This window comes from Streptomyces sp. NRRL S-378, from assembly GCF_000720645.1.
Classification (GTDB): domain Bacteria; phylum Actinomycetota; class Actinomycetes; order Streptomycetales; family Streptomycetaceae; genus Streptomyces.
This window is the reverse complement of the sequence record NZ_JOBX01000001.1, coordinates 111,251-127,088: the sequence shown is the minus strand read 5'-3', so window position 1 is coordinate 127,088 and position 15,838 is coordinate 111,251. Positions and strand designations below refer to the sequence as shown.

Here is a 15,838-nt window from a genome sequence, read left to right as displayed (position 1 = left end):
CCCCTGTGCCCGCGGGCTACTTTCCGCACAGGCCGACCAGCTGCTGCTCCTCGGGAGTCAGGCTGGGGCCGGGTGTCTGGCTGTTCTGCGCCTCGGCGCCTCTGCGCTCTTCGTCCTTCTTGCAGGCGGAGACCTGGACGCCGAGGTCGTCCAGCTTCTTGCGGGCACCGTCGAGGCTGCCCTCGCTGATGGTGGCCTCGACCAGCTTCCGCTTGAAGGGCGGCAGGTACTTCAGTTCGATGTCGGGGCGGTCGGTCTCCACCTTGGAGAGCTCCAGCGGTCCGAGCTTCGGGCTGATGCCGCGGAAGAGCGCGACGTGCTCGCCCTTCACGCCGACGTAGAACTGGGTCTGGGTCCAGCGCCAGCCGGCGTAGAGGCCGCCGCCGATGACACCGGCGACGACGAGCAGGGTCAGGGTGCGGGTGGTCCACTTGCGCCCTTTGCTGCGGCGCCTGCGGGGGTGGTCGTACGTGTCGTCGTAGCCGGAGTCGGAGTCGTACCCGTCGGCCTCGCCGAAGGAGCCGTAGCCGCCGCCCTGGCCGTGGTCGCCGTACCCGTAGCCGGGGGCGTCGCCGCTGCCGGGGGGACCGAAGGCGCCCGCGGGCGGCGGGGCCTGGCGGCCGAGCCCGGAGGCGCGGCCGGCCGGCGTCTGCATGGCGTTGTTGTTGTCGAAGAGCTGGTGCTGGGTCTCGGCGACCGCGCCGACGACCACCGGGGTGTCGCTGACCTGGGCGGCGAGGGTGTCGCCGCTGTCGGTGTCGAGGACGTCGGCGACGATGCAGGTGATGTTGTCGGGTCCGCCGCCGCGCAGCGCGAGCTGGATCAGGGACTGCACGGTCTCGCGGGGGCCGTGGTAGTCGGCGAGGGTCTCCTCCAGGGTCTGGTGGGAGACGACGCCGGAGAGCCCGTCGGAGCAGATCAGGTAGCGGTCGCCGGCGCGGACCTCACGGATGGAGAGGTCGGGCTCGACGATGTCGCCGCTGCCCAGCGCGCGCATCAGCAGGGAGCGCTGCGGATGGGTCGTCGCCTCCTCCTCCGTGATGCGGCCCTCGTCGACCAGGCGCTGCACCCAGGTGTGGTCCTGGGTGATCTGCGTGAGGACGCCGTCGCGGAGCAGGTAGGCGCGGGAGTCGCCGACGTGGACGAGGCCGAGGCGCTGGCCGGTCCACAGCAGGGCGGTGAGGGTGGTGCCCATGCCCTCGAGCTGGGGGTCCTCCTCGACCATGACGCGCAGCTGGTCGTTGGCGCGCTGCACGGCGGTGGCCAGCGAGGTGAGGATGTCGGAGCCCGGTACGTCGTCGTCGAGCTGCACGAGGGTGGAGATCACCTCGGAGCTCGCGACCTCGCCGGCGGCCTGGCCTCCCATGCCGTCGGCGATCGCCAGGAGACGTGGGCCGGCGTAGCCGGAGTCCTCGTTCCCCTCGCGGATCATGCCTTTGTGGGATCCGGCTGCGAACCGCAGGGACAGACTCATGCGCACCTGCCCTGTCGACGAAGCATGCTCCGGGTACAACCGGTCTCGAGCCACACTGCCCACCCTCCGGTCGGGAGCGCGCTCGTGTCCGTGTCCTCGCTGGCACGGATCACCGCCGCGCGCTCGCTCCGCTCGCTCATTGTCGTACTACTTCCGCAGCTCGATGACGGTCTTGCCGATGCGGATCGGTGCGCCCGGCGGAATGGGCGTCGGGGTGGTCAGCCGGGTCCGGTCGAGATACGTGCCGTTGGTGGACCCGAGATCCTCGACGATCCACTGGCCGTCACGGTCGGGGTAGATCCTGGCATGGCGGCTGGACGCGTAGTCGTCGTCCAGCACGATCGTGGAGTCGTGGGCGCGTCCCAGGGTGATCGTCTGTCCGGCGAGGGCCACGGTGGTGCCCGTGAGAATGCCCTCGGAGACGACGAGCTTGGTGGGTGCACCGCGACGCTGGCGCTGCTGCGGAGGCGCGGCCTGGCGGCCGCCCTGCTGCGGGGCGCCGCCGGCGCCGCCGCGGCGGGAGGAGCCGCGCTGGGTCACCCTCGTGCCGAAGAGATCGCTGCGGATGACCTGGACGGCCACGATGACGAACAGCCACAGAACGGCCAGGAAACCCAACCGCATGACCGTCAGGGTCAGCTCTGACATTGCCCCCGCTTCACCCTTCGGCTTGCCGGTAAATGATGGTGGTGCTGCCCACGACGATCCGCGAGCCGTCGCGGAGCGTAGCGCGGGTGGTGTGCTGCCCGTCCACCACGATGCCGTTGGTGGACCCGAGATCCTGGATCGTCGAGGGCGTTCCGGTCCGGATCTCACAGTGCCGGCGCGATACGCCGGGGTCGTCGATCCGCACGTCGGCTTCGGTGCTTCGGCCGAGTACGAGCGTGGGGCGCGAGATCTGGTGGCGGGTGCCGTTGATCTCGATCCAGTGCCGCCGCGGGCCGCCGGATCCTGCCCCCGGAGCCGCCGCGCCGGGACCGCCCGGGGCGGGCCTGCGGGCGCCGGGTCCGCCCGGGGGCGGGCCGGCGGGCATGGGAGGTGCGGCGACCGGCGGATAGCCGTAGCCGCTCGCAGGGGACGGCGGCGCCCCCTGGGGCTGGGAGGTGCTGGAGGCGAGGGTGCGACTGCGGACCCGGTAGAGCCCGGTGTCGAGGTCCTCGGCCTTCTCCAGATGGACCTTGATGGGGCCCATGAAGCTGTACCGCTGCTGCTTGGCGTAGTCGCGGACGAGGCCCGCGAGCTCGTCGCCGAGCTGCCCGGAGTAGGGGCTCAGGCGGTCGTAGTCGCCGGCGCTGAGCTCCACGATGAAGTCGTTGGGGACGACGGTCCGCTCGCGGTTCCAGATGGTGGCGTTGTTGTCGCACTCGCGCTGGAGGGCTCCGGCGATCTCCACCGGCTGGACCTCGGACTTGAACACCTTGGCGAAGGTGCCGTTCACCAGACCTTCGAGTCGCTGCTCGAACCGCTTCAGAACTCCCATGGGGCACCTCCTCCGTCGTTGTCGCCCTGTACTGCTTACTGATCGTATCCACGCGTGGCGGATTCGGGTGGTTCCCCTTCGTACCTGTGGGGACGAGTGTTGGTCCTCACAAGGGATCGTAGGGGCGCCTCGAGGAACAGTGTCCCGCACCCGGAGCGGAGTGCGGGAGGGGCTGTCCGCACGGGGGCGTATGCCCCGGGGGAAAGCGATGTGAATCCACCCCGTTCTACGTGCTAATGTTTCGACGTCGCCAGGGGAACGGCCCGAAAGGGAGAGACCACTGGGACGCTGCTCGGGCGAGTGGCGGAACGGCAGACGCGCTGGCTTCAGGTGCCAGTGTCCTTCGGGACGTGGGGGTTCAAATCCCCCCTCGCCCACATCGACGAGACGGTCGTCACTGCGAAAGCGGTGGCGGCCGTTTCGCTTTGTGGCCGTGACCCGGTGTGCACGGGATCCGTGACGGGCCGGCGGATCGGCGTGCGGTGTCCGGTGTTTCCTGTGTGGTGTCGGTCACGGCGGAGCCGGCCGTGGATGCGTGCGGGGCCAACTGCTGGTGCGCGATCAGACTTTCGTCGCGGCGGGTGAGACGAAAGAGGGCGGCCGGGGCGGTGGCCGGATGTCTAGGGTCGGGCGCGTGGATGTGATGGCGAAGACACGTGCGGGCCGGGACTGGCTGCGGGGGCCCGAGGCGTGGACGCGGCGGATGCTGGCCGGGGACCTCGCGCTCGCCGCCGTGCTGGCCATACTCGGGCTGGGCGTCGAGGAACTCGACCGGGGGTCCGGGCAGCGGATGCTGCTGGGCGCCGTGGTCGTGGTGGCGCTGACCCTGCTGCGCAGGCGGCTGCCGGCGGCGACGCTCGTGGCCGGTTCGGCGCTGAGCTCGGCCCTCCCGGGGCTGTTCTTCGTCCTGCCGCTGCTGGGCTGGTCGGCCGGGCGGCGGATCGTCGGCGTGGGGCGTGCGCTGGGCGCCTTCACCCTGGCCTTCGTCGCGGCGCTCGCCTTCAGCGTCCTGGACCAGTGGTCGCAGATGCGACCGCTGCTGATCATCGTGTTCTCCACGCTGATGTTCCTGGCCGTCACCGTGATGCCGGGCCTGGCCAGCCGGTACTGGTCCCAGCGCCGCACCCTCTTGGCGGCCCTGCACGAACGCAACGGGCAACTCCTGCGCGAGCGGGCCATGGTCGCCGGGCAGGCGCGGCTGCGCGAGCGGCAGCGCATCGCCCAGGACATGCACGACAGCCTGGGCCACCAGCTGGCGTTGATCTCCGTGCACACGGGTGCGCTGGAGGTGGACCCCGAACTCACCGACCGTCAGCGGGAGGCCGTGGGCGTGCTGCGGCAGGCCTCGGTGTCCGCCATGCACGAACTGCGCGAGGTCGTCGGGATCCTGCGGGACGGCGTGGAGGCGCCCCCGCCCGTGGAGGAGGCACAGCCCGCGGCGCGCGGTGTGGCCGGGATCGCCGGGGTCGTGGAGGCGGCGCGGGCCGCCGGGACCGAGGTGCGGATGACCACCTCGGGGCGGCCGAGGCAGCTGGTCGCGGCCTGCGACCACGCGGCCTACCGGATCGTGCAGGAGGCCCTGACCAACGCCTACAAGCACGCTCCGGGGGCCCCGATCACGGTGGAGCTGCGGTACGAGGACGACTCCCTGGTGGTGGAGATCGCCAACGGGCCGTCGGCCGGACCGGGCGAGGACGTGGTGTCGGGCGGGCAGGGGCTGACGGGGCTGCGCGAGCGGGCCCGGCTGGTCGGCGGCATGGTGCACGCGGGCCCTGCCGAGGGCGGCGGGTTCCGGGTGGCCGGCGTGCTGCCGTACGGCGCCGAGCCGGCCGGAGCCCAGGACGTGGCCGACGACTTCGGGCAGCAGGCGCAGGCGCAGAAGGGCACCCTGCCCCTGGCGCGGGGGCGGCGGGGCGGGCAGCAGCCGATGGACTGGGCGGCGGTGGACCGGGAGCTGGCCGTACGGGTGCCCAGCCGTGCCGGTGGTATCGCCGTGGGCTGCGGGATCGCGTTCGCGGCGGTGGTGGTGCTGGTGATCGTGCTGGTCGCAGCGGCGGTGATGCTGATGGACTCGGCGGGCGAGTCGATGATCGGCAGGGACGAGTACGACGCCGTGCACGTCGGCGAGGCCGAGAAGACGGTCCGCGACCGGCTGCCGACCGGCGAGAGCTTCCTGACCGCGGGAGCCGACCGGAAGGGGCCGCCCCGGCCGGAGGGCTCGGAGTGCCTGGCGCTGCTGGCCAACGACCAGTCCGGCCAGAGCCTGACCACGGACCTGGTTTTCCGGTTCTGCTTCAAGGACGGCAAGCTCGTGGACAAGCAGGCGTACGAGGTCAAGCAGTAGGAGCACGGGGTGACAGCCGAAGTGATCAGAGTGGTGATCGCCGACGACGAGCCGCTGATCCGGGCCGGGATCAGGATGATCCTGACCTCGGCGCCGGACATCGAGGTCGTCGCGGAGGCGGCGAACGGCCGGGAGGCGGTCGAGCTGGCCCGTTCGCACGCCCCCGAGGTGATGCTGCTGGACATCCAGATGCCGGTGATGGACGGTCTGACCGCACTGGGGGAGCTGCGGCGGGCCGCGCCGGAGGTGCGGGCCCTGATCCTGACCACCTTCGGCGAGAAGGAGAACGTGCTGCGCGCGCTGGGTCAGGGCGGGGCGGGGTTCCTGCTCAAGGACTCGGCGCCGGGCGAGCTGATCGGCGCGGTCCGGGCGGCCGCGGCCGGGGACGCCTACCTCTCGCCCGGGGCGACCCGGCACGTGGTGGACCAACTGGCGTCCGGGAAGGCGGCGGCGCGCGGCGAGGAGGCCCGCCGTCAGGTCGCCGAGCTCAGCGAGCGGGAGCGGGGGGTCCTGGCGCTGCTCGGGGAGGGCCTGTCCAACGCGGACGCGGGCCGGCGGCTGCACATGAGCGAGGCGACCGTGAAGACGTACGTGAGCCGGATCCTGGCGAAGCTGGGCTGTGAGAACCGGGTCCAGGCGGCGCTGCTGGCCAGGGACGCCGGGTTGTAGACGCCGGCCGGGGGCGCCGGGCTGCGGCACCGGCCGGGAAGCCGGGGCCCTGGGTGCTGGCCAGGGACACCGGGCTGTCGGTACGGTCAGCCCGTTCTCTAAGCGATCACATGAATGAACGGGTGGGGGCGGCGCCGATGGCGGCGACAGCGGGACAGCGGATTCCGGACGTGGCGGGGTTCGCGCCGCGCGTGACGGCGGACTCGCCGAAGGAGGCGGGCAAGGCGTTGCGCGCCCGCGTGCCGAGGGCGGCGCACGCCGGCTTCACGGTGCCGGCCGGGCGGCCGGACGCGGTGCGGGCGGTGGAGGAGTCCAACGCCGGGCGGGTGGCCGAGCTGACGCCCATACGGGTCGGCCGGATGGCCGCCAACCCCTTCGCGTTCCTGCGCGGTGCGGCCGGGCTGATGGCGCACGACCTGTCCGGTGGTCCGGTGACCGGTGTCGGTGCGCAGATCTGCGGTGACGCGCACGCGGCGAACTTCGGTCTGTACGGGGACCCGCGCGGCCAGCTCGTCATCGACCTGAACGACTTCGACGAGACCGTGTTCGGCCCGTGGGAGTGGGACGTGAAGCGGCTGGCGGCCTCCCTGGTGCTCGCCGGGCGGGTGGCCGGAGCGGACGAGGGCACCTGCCGGGCGGCCGCGCTGGACGCCGTGGGCGCCTACCGGCGGACCATGCGGCTGCTGGCCAAGCTGCCCGCGCTCGACGCGTGGAACGCCATCGCCGACGAGGAACTGGTCTCGCACGCCGATGCCCGCGATCTGCTGGGCACCCTGGAGCGGGTCTCCGAGAAGGCCCGCAACAACACCTCCGCCCGGTTCGCCACCAAGTCGACGGAGATCGGGCCTGACGGCGGCCGCCGTTTCGTCGACGCGCTGCCCGTACTGCGCCGCGTCACGGACGGGGAGGCGGCGGCCGTGGCGGCCTCGCTCGGCCCCTACCTGCAGACCCTCCAGGGCGACCGGCTGCCGCTGCTGGCCCGCTACGCGATCCACGACGTGGCCTTCCGCGTGGTGGGCACCGGGAGCGTCGGCACCCGCTCGTACGTGGTCCTGCTGCTGGACCACCGGGGCGAACCGCTGGTCCTCCAGGTGAAGGAGGCACGGCCCTCGGTGCTGCTCCCGCACCTGCCCGGGCTGGGCTTCGTCTCGCCGCCGGAGGAGCACGAGGGCCGCCGGGTGGTGGCCGGGCAGAAGCGGATGCAGGTGGTCTCCGACATCATGCTGGGCTGGACCACGGTGGACGGGCACCCGTACCAGGTCCGTCAGTTCCGCAACCGCAAGGGCAGTGTGGACCCGGCGGCGCTGGCTCCCGACCAGATCGACGACTACGGGCGGATGACCGGTGCCCTGCTGGCCCGGGCGCACGCGCACAGCGTCGACCCCCGGCTGCTGGCCGGGTACTGCGGCAAGAACGAGGAGCTGGACGAGGCGATGGCGGCCTTCGCGGTGGCCTACGCCGACCGGACCGAAGCCGATCACGCCGACTTGGTCGCCGCGGTGCGGGCCGGCCGGATCGCCGCGGAAACCGGGGTCTAGATCGCGCAGTCGCGCCGGTCCCTGCGCGAGGGGCGATGTTTCACGTGAAACATCGCCCGCGCGGGCGGGCCGTACCCTGGCCGGGTGAGCGAGCAGACCGAGCAGCCCGAGCAGACAGTCCCCGGTGGATCCGGCGACTCCTCCGTCACCAGTGAGGAGCGCCCCGAGGCGCGCCTGGAGCGGGCCGTACGGGCCGCGGAGCAGGCGCTGATCGAGTTCGAGATCGCGGTGGAGACCTTCCGCGTGGAGGTGGAGAACTTCTCCCGCCTGCACCATCAGAAGCTCGGCCCCATGTACACGCGGCTCGACGAACTGGACGCGCTGATCGCCGAGGCGAAGGCTGCGCGCACCGGCGATGCCGATGACCTCCGGCGGGCGCGTGACGCGCGCTCGCTGGTCATGCCGATGCCCGGGGTGGAGGAGCTCTTCCACGACTGGCTGGACTCGGAGGGCATCTCCGACGACGCCGCCGCGATGCTCACCGACCGGCCGGTGCGGCCGCCGGAGCGGGTACGCCCCTCCGAGGAGGTGCGCCGCCTGTACCGCGAGCTGGTCCGCCAGGCCCACCCCGACCTGGCCCAGGAGGAGCCCGAGCGGGAGCGCCGCGACGCCTTCATCGCGCGGGTCAACGCCGCGTACGGCCGGGGCGACGAGGGGCTGCTGCGCGAGCTGGCCGAGGAGTGGGCGGCCGGGCCGGTGCCCGAGACGGCCGGGCCCGGCGAGAGCGAGGAGCTGTACGCCCGGCTGGAGTGGCTGGCGCGCCGCAAGGAGCTGCTGTCGCTCGTGGCCAAGGAGCTGGAGGAGAGCGCGATCGGGTCGATGCTGAGGATGGCTCCCGACGACCCGGACCGGCTGCTGGAGGAGATCGCGGAGCAGCTGCTCGCGCAGGTGTCCGAGCGCGAGGCGGAGCTGGCGGCCGAGCTCGCCGCCCAGTGAGGACGGGGCCGTTCGCGCACGCACGGGCGGGGCTGCTGGTCGGATAGGTTGGCAGCAGACCTGTGAAGAGAGAAGGCGACAGTTATGAACTTCGGACCGCTTCCCTCGGTGGACGCCGCCGCGGTGCCCTCCGAAGGCTTTGTCCTCGACGTCCGTGAGGACGACGAATGGGCGGCCGGCCACGTCGAGGGCGCTCTGCACATTCCGATGAGCGACTTCGTGGCCCGCTTCGGCGAGCTGACGGAGGCCGTCGAGGACGGCCGCCGCGTGTACGTGATGTGCCGGGTCGGCGGGCGTTCCGCGCAGGTCACCCAGTACCTGGTGCGCCAGGACATCGACGCCGTGAACGTCGACGGCGGTATGCAGGCCTGGGACGGGGCGGGGCGCCCGATGGTGACGGACAACGGAAGCCCGGCCTTCGTGCTCTGACCCCGTGAGGGGCGGCTTCAGGCGAGGGGGTGGGCGGCCAGCAGGTCGCCCAGGGCCTCCTCGTGCGCGGCCGCCGGGCCCAGCTGGAGTTCCAGTTGCTTGGCCCAGGCGTGGTAGCGGTGCAGTGGGTAGTCGGTGTCGGCGCCGAAGCCGCCGTGCAGGTGCTGGGCGGTCTGGACGACCCTGCGCACGCCCTCCGAGGCCCAGATCTTGGCGACCGCCACGTCACCGGCGCTCGGCAGCGGCCCGCCGGCGCCGCCCGTTGCGGCATCGAGCCGCCAGGCGGCCTGCCACAGGGTGACCTCCATGGCGCGCAGGTCGATGTAGCGGTCGGCGGCCTGGACGGCGACCGCCTGGAAGGTGGCCACCGGGAAGCCGAACTGCTCGCGCTTGCTGGTGTACCGGCTCGTCATGCCGAGGACGCCCTCGCCCAGCCCGAGCGCCAGGGCGCAGGTGCCGGTGGTGAGGATCTGGCGCAGGCGCTCCCCGGCTGCCGGGGTGTCGATCAGGTGGGTCGGGTCCACCCGCACGCCGTCCAGGGCGAGTTCGGCGAACCGCTCCCCGCTGGTGGAGACCTGCTCGGCGAGGGCGAGGCCGTCGGCCGTGCGCGGGACCAGTGCGAGGACGCCCTGGCCCTCCCCGGTGTGGGCCGGCACGGCGATCCAGTCGGCGGTGTGCGCCCAGGGGACGGCGGTCTGGGTGCCCTCCAGGACCCAGGCCTCACCGTCGAGCCGTGCGGTGACGGCGAGTTCGGCCGGGTCGTGGCCGGAGCGCCCGTGTGCGGCGGCGGTCAGGACGAGCGTGCCGCGCCCGGCGCCGGGCAGCAGGGCGGCGGCCAGTTCGGGGTTGCCGTAGGCCTGGACGGCCATGGCGGTGGCGCAGTGCTCCAGCAGCGGGACCCTGGCCAGCACCCGGGCGGCCTCGCGCAGGACGAGGCACAGGGCGATGGTGTCCAGGCCGGCGCCGCCGTGCTCCTCGGCGAGGACCAGGCCCAGCAGGTCGGACGCGGCGAGCCGGGCCCACAGCGGGCGGTCGAAGTCGTCCGCTACGGCTCCCGGGGTGAGCGCGGGGCTGGGCACGCCGTCGGGTGCGACGTCCGCGAACACGGCCCTGGCCGCCTCGACGGCGGCCCGCTGCTCCTCGGTGAAGGTGAAGTCCACTGCCTGTCCTCCCGTTCTGACCTGACGGGGCGTCAAGATAGAACAGGTTCCTGGAAATGGACAGGGGAGGAGGACGGCAGGGACGGGGGCGGGGAGAGGGACCGCGGACGCTCCCTAGCGGTCGAAGTCGATCTCCACTTCCTCGGTGACCGGGTGCGACTGGCAGGCCAGGACGAAGCCGGCGTCCGTCTCCTCGGCCTCCAGGGCGAAGTTCCGGTCCATCCGGACCTCACCCGACACCACGAATGCCCGGCACGTGCCGCAGACGCCGCCCTTGCAGGCGTACGGGGCGTCCGCGCGGTTGCGGAGCACCGCGTCCAGCAGGGACTCGCCCTCCTGGACGGGCCAGGTGCCGGAGCGCCCGTCGAGCCGTGCGGTGACCCGGCCCTGCGCGGCCGCGGCCGACGCCGCCGAGCGGACCGGCGCCGGGGTGGTGTCCTCGACGTGGAAGATCTCCTCGTGCACCCGGGTCCGGGCGACGCCGAGCGTGCTCAGGGCCCGCTCCGCGCCCTGCACCAGACCGTACGGCCCGCACAGGAACCAGCCCGTGACCTCCGCCACCGGAAGCAGGGCGGGCAGCAGGGACGCCAGGCGCTCCTCGTCGAGCCGGCCGGACGGCAGACCCGACTCCTGCTCCTCCCGGGAGAGCACCGTGACGAGCTGGAACCGCGAGGGATAGCGGTCCTTGAGGTCGGCGACCTCCTCCAGGAACATCGTCGAAGCGGCCGTACGGTCGCTGCGCACGAGGCAGAAGCGGGCGTCGGCCCGCGCGGCCAGCAGGCTCGCGGCGATCGACAGCACGGGCGTGATCCCGCTGCCGCCGACGATCGCGGCGTAGTGCCCGGAGGCGGGGGCCGCGGCGGGGTCCAGCACGAAGCGCCCGGCCGGGACCATGACGTCGAGCACGTCGCCGGCCGCGATCTCCTTGTGCGCGAAGGTGGAGAACTCCCCGCCCTCCACCAGCCGCACGCCGACCCGCAGCAGCGCCGGGCCCGGGCCGTCCGCCGTGGGGGCGGGCGAGCAGATCGAGTAGGTGCGGCGGACCTCGACGCCGCCCTCCGGGGCGGTGCGGCGCAGCGTCAGGTGCTGGCCGGGGGCGTGCCGGTAGTCCTCGCGCAGCTCCTCGGGGACCCGGAGGGTCAGCGCCACCGAGTCGTCGGTGAGCCGGTCGACTTCCGCCACCGTCAGCGGGTGGAACGCGCCGTGGCGGGGGGCGGCCATCTACAGCTCCTTGAAGTGGTCGAACGGTTCGCGGCAGGCGGTGCAGCGGCGCAGCGCCTTGCACGCGGTGGAGGAGAAACGGCTGAGCAGCTCGGTGTCGGTCGATCCGCAGTTCGGGCAGCGGACGGACAGGGTCACCGGGACCGGCCCGCCGGCCGCGTGCGGCCTGGGCGGGGCGATGCCGAACTCGGCCAGCTTGCGTCGGCCCTCGGCGCTGATGTCGTCCGTGGACCAGGCCGGGGCCAGCACGGTGGTCACCCGCACCTCGGGGATGCCGTGGCCGGTCAGGACCCGCTCGATGTCGGCGGACATGGCCTCGATGGCCGGGCAGCCGGTGTAGGTGGGGGTGAGGGTGACCTCGGCGTGGCCGTCCTCGTGCATCCGCACCCCGCGCACCACGCCCAGCTCGCCGAGGGTGAGCACCGGCAGTTCGGGGTCCGGGACGGAGCCGGCCAGCTCGGCCAGCTCGGCCTCCAGGCGGGTCGTCGCGACGTCGGCGGTGGTCACCATGACGCCCCCGGGTGGCTGCGGTGCAGGTGCTGCATCTCCGCCAGCATCCGGCCGAAGGACTCGGTGTGCAGGCCCTGGCGGCCGGCGCCGGCCGCCCAGGCGCCGGTGCGCGGTCCTTCGGGCAGGGTGAGCCCGGCACGCTCCACGAGATCGGTCAGGGCGGCCAGCCAGCGCTCTTCGAGGGCGGCCCAGTCCACGCCGTCGAGGCCCTCCACCGGCTGGAAGAGCTCCCCGGTGAACTTCCACAGCGCCTTCAGCGCCGCCTGCATGCGGGCGTGGCTCTCCTCGGTGCCGTCGCCGAGCCGCAGGGTCCACTGCTCGGCGTGGTCGCGGTGGTACGCGGTCTCCTTGACGGCCTTGGCCGCGAGCGGCGCGAACGGGCCGTCCCCGCGGGCCAGTTCCGAGTAGAGCTCGTGCTGGTGGACGGAGAAGTACAGCTGGCGGGCGATGGTGTGGGCGAAGTCGCCGTTCGGCTGCTCGACCAGCTGGAGGTTGCGGAAGGACCGCTCCTCGCGCAGGAAGGCCAGCTCGTCCTCGTCGCCGACCATGGACAGCAGGATGCGGGCCTGGCCGAGCAGGTCGAGGGCGATGTTGGCGAGGGCGACCTCCTCCTCCAGGACGGGGGCGTGGCCGGCCCACTCGCCGAGGCGGTGGGAGAGGATCAGCGCGTCGTCGCCGAGGGCGAGGGCCGCCGTCGCGGGGGCGGTGGTGGTGGTGTCGGTGCCGGTCACAGGTGGCTCACTCCCTCTGGGATGTCGTAGAAGGTGGGGTGCCGGTAGGGCTTGTCGGCGGACGGGGCGAAGAAGGGGTCCCGCTCGTCCGGCGAGGAGGCGGTGATCGCGGTGGAGGGGACCACCCAGATCGAGATGCCTTCGTTGCGCCGGGTGTAGAGGTCGCGGGCGTTGCGCAGGGCCATTTCCGCGTCGGGGGCGTGCAGGCTTCCCGCGTGCGTGTGCGAGAGGCCGCGGCGCGAGCGCACGAACACCTCCCACAGGGGCCAGTTCTGCGTCATACCCGTGCCTCCTCGTTCTGTCCGGCGGGCTTCGCCGTCTGCTGCTGTGCCGCCTGCTTCTGCGCGTACGCGGCGGCCGCGTCGCGCACCCAGGCGCCTTCCTCGTGGGCCCGGCGCCGCTGGCCGATCCGCTGCTCGTTGCAGGGGCCGTTGCCCTTGAGCACGTCCCAGAACTCGGCCCAGTCGATGGCGCCGAAGTCGTGGTGGCCGCGCTCCTCGTTCCACTTCAGGTCCGGGTCGGGCAGGGTCAGGCCGAGGGACTCGGCCTGGGGGACGGCGATGTCCACGAACCGCTGGCGCAGCTCGTCGTTCGAGTGGCGCTTGATGCGCCAGGCCATCGACTGCGCCGAGTGCGCCGACTCGTCGTCCGGCGGGCCGAACATCATCAGGGAGGGCCACCACCAGCGGTTCACCGCGTCCTGCGCCATGGCGTGCTGCTCCTCGGTGCCCTTGGAGAGGGCCATGAGGAGCTCGAAGCCCTGGCGCTGGTGGAAGGACTCCTCCTTGCAGATCCGGACCATGGCACGGGCGTAGGGCCCGTAGGAGCAGCGGCAGATCGGCACCTGGTTGGTGATCGCCGCGCCGTCCACGAGCCAGCCGATGGCGCCGACGTCCGCCCAGGTCAGGGTGGGGTAGTTGAAGATCGAGGAGTACTTCTGCTTGCCCGAGTGGAGCTTGTCGAGAAGCTCGTCGCGGCTGGTGCCGAGGGTTTCGGCCGCGCTGTAGAGGTAGAGGCCGTGGCCCGCCTCGTCCTGGACCTTGGCCATCAGGATCGCCTTGCGGCGCAGGGAGGGCGCGCGGGTGATCCAGTTGGCCTCGGGCTGCATGCCGATGATCTCGGAGTGGGCGTGCTGCGCCATCTGCCGGACGAGGGATGCGCGGTACTCCTCCGGCATCCAGTCGCGCGGTTCCACGCGCTCGTCCGCCGCCACGGCGGCGTCGAACGCCGCCGCGAGCTGTGCGCCCAGATCAGCCGTCATGCGCGTCCCGTCCGTCCCGTCTGTCCCCAGGGCCGTGTCCGGGCCCGTTTCCGGGGTCACTGCCACCATTACGGCCCCTTGTCGGTGTATGTCGGCCGTCCGTCCACCCGACCGACCGATCGTTCGGTTCCTTCGCTTCAATGGTGAGACGGCGGCCCGTAGGGTGTCAACCTCTGTGGTCAACCCTGTGGACGCCGGACGATCGGGGCGGGATGGATTCGAACGAGCACGAGCTCGCCGAAGGGGCCGCTCCACCACCCCCGAGGGCGCCCGGAATCGCCGGTCTGTCCACCCCGTACCGGGTGCTGACCTCCCTGGCCCTGGGCGCCGTGGGCATCGCCGCGTGCACCCACCTCGCGCTGGTCTTCCTGCACGTGGCCCCCTCCAACACGCTGAGCAAGCAGCACGCGGGGACGGTCGACGCCTGGATCTACCCCGAGTTCGAACAGAACTGGAAGCTCTTCGCGCCCAACCCGCTCCAGCAGAACATCGCCGTGGAGGTCCGCGCGGAGGTGCGGACCGCCGCCGGCGAGCTGCTCACCACCGGCTGGCGGGACCTGAGCGCCGAGGACGCCGCCGCCATCCGGCACAGCCTGCTGCCGAGCCACACCGAGCAGAACGAGCTGCGCAGGGCCTGGGACTTCTACACCGGCTCCCACGACGAGGACGAGAAGCCCGTCGGCGAGCGCGGCGAGCTCTCCGAGGAGTACTTGCGGCGGATCGCAGTCGACCGGCTCGCGCCGGACCACCGCGGCGGGCGCATCCTGCGGATCCAGATGCGCTCGGCGACGACGGCCGTGCCCGCGCCGAAGTGGAGCACCGAGACCACCGACACCCAGACCTACTACCGGGAGCTGCCGTGGTGGAAGGTGTGAGACGGGCCCGTGCCCGGCTGGCGCGGGCCGTCGCCGAGGTCAGCGGGCAGGCGCTGGGCCCGTACCAGAGCGCCGTCGTCCGCATCGGTTTCGCCGGCACCTGGCTCTTCTTCCTGCTGCGGGAGTTCCCCCACCGCGCCGAGCTGTACGGCCCGGACGGGCCGTGGAGCCTGGACCTGGCGCAGCGCCTGCTCGACTCCAACGGTGCCTTCACGGTCCTGACGTGGTCCGGCTCGGCGCTGTGGTTCGAGACCGTCTACGCCGTGGCCGTGCTGGCGAGCGCCGGCCTGCTGCTGGGCTGGCGGACCCGGGCGACGTCCGTGGTGTTCATGATCGGCGTGCTGTCCCTGCAGAACCGCAGCGTGTTCATGGGCGACGGCGGGGACAACGTCATCCACCTGGTCGCGATCTACCTGGTGCTGACCCGGTGCGCGCAGGTGTGGTCGCTGGACGCGCGCAGGGCGCGCAGGCGCGGCTCCGCGACGGCGGGGGCGGCCGGGCCGGTGCTGTGGGGGGCGCTGGGGGTCGTCTGCGCCCACGACGCCGCCACCGGGCGGTTCGGTCCCGGCTGGCTGGCGGCGTTCGCCGCGGTGTGGGTGGCCTGCGGACTGTGGTGGCTGGTCGACCGCCACGAGCCGGACGGCGAGGCGCGGGCGGTCCTGGACGTCCTGGCGAACCTGCTGCACAACGCCGGCATGCTGGTGATCATGGTCGAGGTCTGCCTGATCTACGCCACGGCCGGCTGGTACAAGATCCAGGGCTCGCGGTGGCAGGACGGGACGGCGTTGTACTACCCCCTGGGGCTGGACTACTTCACCCCGTGGCCGGCCCTGTCGGCGCTGCTGGCGGGCAGCGGGACGCTGGTGATGCTGCTGTCGTACGGGACGGTGGCGGTACAGGTGGCCTTCCCGTTCACGCTCTTCAACCGGCGCATCAAGAACGTGCTGCTGGTCCTGATGATGCTGGAGCACGCGGGGATCGCGGTGCTGCTGGGGCTGCCGTTCTTCTCGCTGGCGATGATCGCCGCCGACGCGGTGTTCCTGCCGACGGGCTTCCTGGTGTGGCTCGGTGCGCGGGCCGCGGCGCTGCGGGTCGCGCAGCGGGTGGTCCGGCGGCCGGAGCGGAGCCCTGCGGCACCTTCCCCCGCCCCGCCGCGGCCCGAAACCGGGCTCCGCCCCGACCCGGCCCTCGACCGCGGGACGGGCTGAGC

16 protein-coding genes and 1 tRNA gene are annotated in these 15,838 nt (G+C 72.7%); 8 read left to right on the top strand and 9 right to left on the bottom strand.

The window, feature by feature from the left end:
* Window positions 1–16 precede the first annotated feature (16 nt).
* The 3 genes from IH80_RS0100635 to IH80_RS0100625 all read right to left on the bottom strand — a co-directional run bounded on the left by IH80_RS0100635 (window position 17) and on the right by IH80_RS0100625 (window position 2,954).
* Window positions 17–1,528 carry a PP2C family protein-serine/threonine phosphatase gene (locus tag IH80_RS0100635; RefSeq protein ID WP_078906238.1) on the bottom strand — a complete coding sequence of 504 codons (1,512 nt, stop codon included), beginning with the start codon at window positions 1,526–1,528 and terminating at the stop codon, window positions 17–19.
* A 93-nt stretch (window positions 1,529–1,621) separates the two neighbouring features.
* Window positions 1,622–2,122, bottom strand: coding sequence for an FHA domain-containing protein FhaB/FipA (locus tag IH80_RS0100630; RefSeq protein WP_030647603.1), 501 nt, complete (start codon window positions 2,120–2,122; stop codon window positions 1,622–1,624).
* 10 nt (window positions 2,123–2,132) lie between these two features.
* Complete coding sequence (locus IH80_RS0100625; RefSeq protein ID WP_030956730.1) at window positions 2,133–2,954, bottom strand: FhaA domain-containing protein; 822 nt, start codon at window positions 2,952–2,954, stop codon at window positions 2,133–2,135.
* A gap of 294 nt (window positions 2,955–3,248) precedes the next feature.
* On the opposite strand from IH80_RS0100625, the gene IH80_RS0100620 reads away from it, so the two are divergent.
* From IH80_RS0100620 to IH80_RS0100595, 6 genes are all read left to right on the top strand, one after another.
* Window positions 3,249–3,331 (top strand) — tRNA-Leu (locus tag IH80_RS0100620).
* 266 nt (window positions 3,332–3,597) lie between these two features.
* Window positions 3,598–5,298 carry a sensor histidine kinase gene (locus IH80_RS0100615; RefSeq protein WP_030956728.1) on the top strand — a complete coding sequence of 567 codons (1,701 nt, stop codon included), beginning with the start codon at window positions 3,598–3,600 and terminating at the stop codon, window positions 5,296–5,298.
* Window positions 5,299–5,307: 9 nt separating this feature from the next.
* Entirely contained in the window at window positions 5,308–5,967 is a 660-nt protein-coding gene (locus IH80_RS0100610) for a response regulator (RefSeq protein WP_037878450.1), read from the top strand.
* Between the two features lie 110 nt (window positions 5,968–6,077).
* A complete protein-coding gene (locus tag IH80_RS0100605; RefSeq protein ID WP_078906237.1) occupies window positions 6,078–7,505 on the top strand; it encodes a DUF2252 domain-containing protein in 1,428 nt (475 codons plus the stop codon).
* Between the two features lie 174 nt (window positions 7,506–7,679).
* Window positions 7,680–8,441: a J domain-containing protein gene (locus IH80_RS0100600; RefSeq protein ID WP_234432077.1), complete on the top strand. Its 762-nt coding sequence runs from the start codon at window positions 7,680–7,682 to the stop codon at window positions 8,439–8,441.
* A gap of 84 nt (window positions 8,442–8,525) precedes the next feature.
* Window positions 8,526–8,870: a rhodanese-like domain-containing protein gene (locus tag IH80_RS0100595; protein WP_030026908.1), complete on the top strand. Its 345-nt coding sequence runs from the start codon at window positions 8,526–8,528 to the stop codon at window positions 8,868–8,870.
* Between the two features lie 17 nt (window positions 8,871–8,887).
* Here IH80_RS0100595 and IH80_RS0100590 read toward each other — a convergent pair whose 3' ends face one another.
* The 6 genes from IH80_RS0100590 to paaA form a co-directional block, all read right to left on the bottom strand.
* Complete coding sequence (locus IH80_RS0100590) at window positions 8,888–10,030, bottom strand: acyl-CoA dehydrogenase family protein (RefSeq protein ID WP_030956724.1); 1,143 nt, start codon at window positions 10,028–10,030, stop codon at window positions 8,888–8,890.
* Between the two features lie 114 nt (window positions 10,031–10,144).
* Window positions 10,145–11,251 carry a 2Fe-2S iron-sulfur cluster-binding protein gene (locus IH80_RS0100585; protein ID WP_030956720.1) on the bottom strand — a complete coding sequence of 369 codons (1,107 nt, stop codon included), beginning with the start codon at window positions 11,249–11,251 and terminating at the stop codon, window positions 10,145–10,147.
* On the bottom strand, window positions 11,252–11,761 hold the full coding sequence (gene paaD, locus IH80_RS0100580; protein ID WP_030956718.1) for a 1,2-phenylacetyl-CoA epoxidase subunit PaaD: 510 nt from the start codon (window positions 11,759–11,761) through the stop codon (window positions 11,252–11,254).
* Window positions 11,755–12,492 (bottom strand): 1,2-phenylacetyl-CoA epoxidase subunit PaaC, encoded by a 738-nt coding sequence (gene paaC, locus IH80_RS0100575; protein ID WP_030956717.1) that lies wholly within the window; start codon window positions 12,490–12,492, stop codon window positions 11,755–11,757. Before paaC ends, paaD begins: the two co-directional genes overlap by 7 nt.
* Entirely contained in the window at window positions 12,489–12,773 is a 285-nt protein-coding gene (paaB, locus tag IH80_RS0100570; RefSeq protein WP_030026914.1) for a 1,2-phenylacetyl-CoA epoxidase subunit PaaB, read from the bottom strand. The genes paaC and paaB overlap by 4 nt, the downstream gene beginning before the upstream one ends.
* Entirely contained in the window at window positions 12,770–13,822 is a 1,053-nt protein-coding gene (gene paaA, locus IH80_RS0100565) for a 1,2-phenylacetyl-CoA epoxidase subunit PaaA (RefSeq protein ID WP_078906236.1), read from the bottom strand. The genes paaB and paaA overlap by 4 nt, the downstream gene beginning before the upstream one ends.
* Window positions 13,823–13,965: 143 nt before the next feature.
* Here paaA and IH80_RS0100560 point away from each other — a divergent pair, with 143 nt between their 5' ends.
* Together IH80_RS0100560 and IH80_RS0100555 are read left to right on the top strand one after the other, a co-directional pair.
* A complete protein-coding gene (locus tag IH80_RS0100560) occupies window positions 13,966–14,628 on the top strand; it encodes a DUF5819 family protein (RefSeq protein WP_234432069.1) in 663 nt (220 codons plus the stop codon).
* Complete coding sequence (locus tag IH80_RS0100555) at window positions 14,625–15,836, top strand: HTTM domain-containing protein (protein WP_051808591.1); 1,212 nt, start codon at window positions 14,625–14,627, stop codon at window positions 15,834–15,836. Before IH80_RS0100560 ends, IH80_RS0100555 begins: the two co-directional genes overlap by 4 nt.
* Window positions 15,837–15,838: the final 2 nt, after the last annotated feature.

What these genes read in the sequence shown, in the direction of transcription:
- IH80_RS0100630 (WP_030647603.1), bottom strand. Translation starts at nt 2,122, where the DNA reads ATGTCAGAGCTGACCCTGACGGTCATGCGGTTGGGTTTCCTGGCCGTT.
- IH80_RS0100625 (WP_030956730.1), bottom strand. Translation starts at nt 2,954, where the DNA reads ATGGGAGTTCTGAAGCGGTTCGAGCAGCGACTCGAAGGTCTGGTGAAC.
- IH80_RS0100615 (WP_030956728.1), top strand. Translation starts at nt 3,598, where the DNA reads ATGGCGAAGACACGTGCGGGCCGGGACTGGCTGCGGGGGCCCGAGGCG.
- IH80_RS0100605 (WP_078906237.1), top strand. Translation starts at nt 6,078, where the DNA reads ATGAATGAACGGGTGGGGGCGGCGCCGATGGCGGCGACAGCGGGACAG.
- IH80_RS0100595 (WP_030026908.1), top strand. Translation starts at nt 8,526, where the DNA reads ATGAACTTCGGACCGCTTCCCTCGGTGGACGCCGCCGCGGTGCCCTCC.
- IH80_RS0100585 (WP_030956720.1), bottom strand. Translation starts at nt 11,251, where the DNA reads ATGGCCGCCCCCCGCCACGGCGCGTTCCACCCGCTGACGGTGGCGGAA.
- paaD (WP_030956718.1), bottom strand. Translation starts at nt 11,761, where the DNA reads ATGGTGACCACCGCCGACGTCGCGACGACCCGCCTGGAGGCCGAGCTG.
- paaB (WP_030026914.1), bottom strand. Translation starts at nt 12,773, where the DNA reads ATGACGCAGAACTGGCCCCTGTGGGAGGTGTTCGTGCGCTCGCGCCGC.
- paaA (WP_078906236.1), bottom strand. Translation starts at nt 13,822, where the DNA reads ATGGTGGCAGTGACCCCGGAAACGGGCCCGGACACGGCCCTGGGGACA.
- IH80_RS0100560 (WP_234432069.1), top strand. Translation starts at nt 13,966, where the DNA reads ATGGATTCGAACGAGCACGAGCTCGCCGAAGGGGCCGCTCCACCACCC.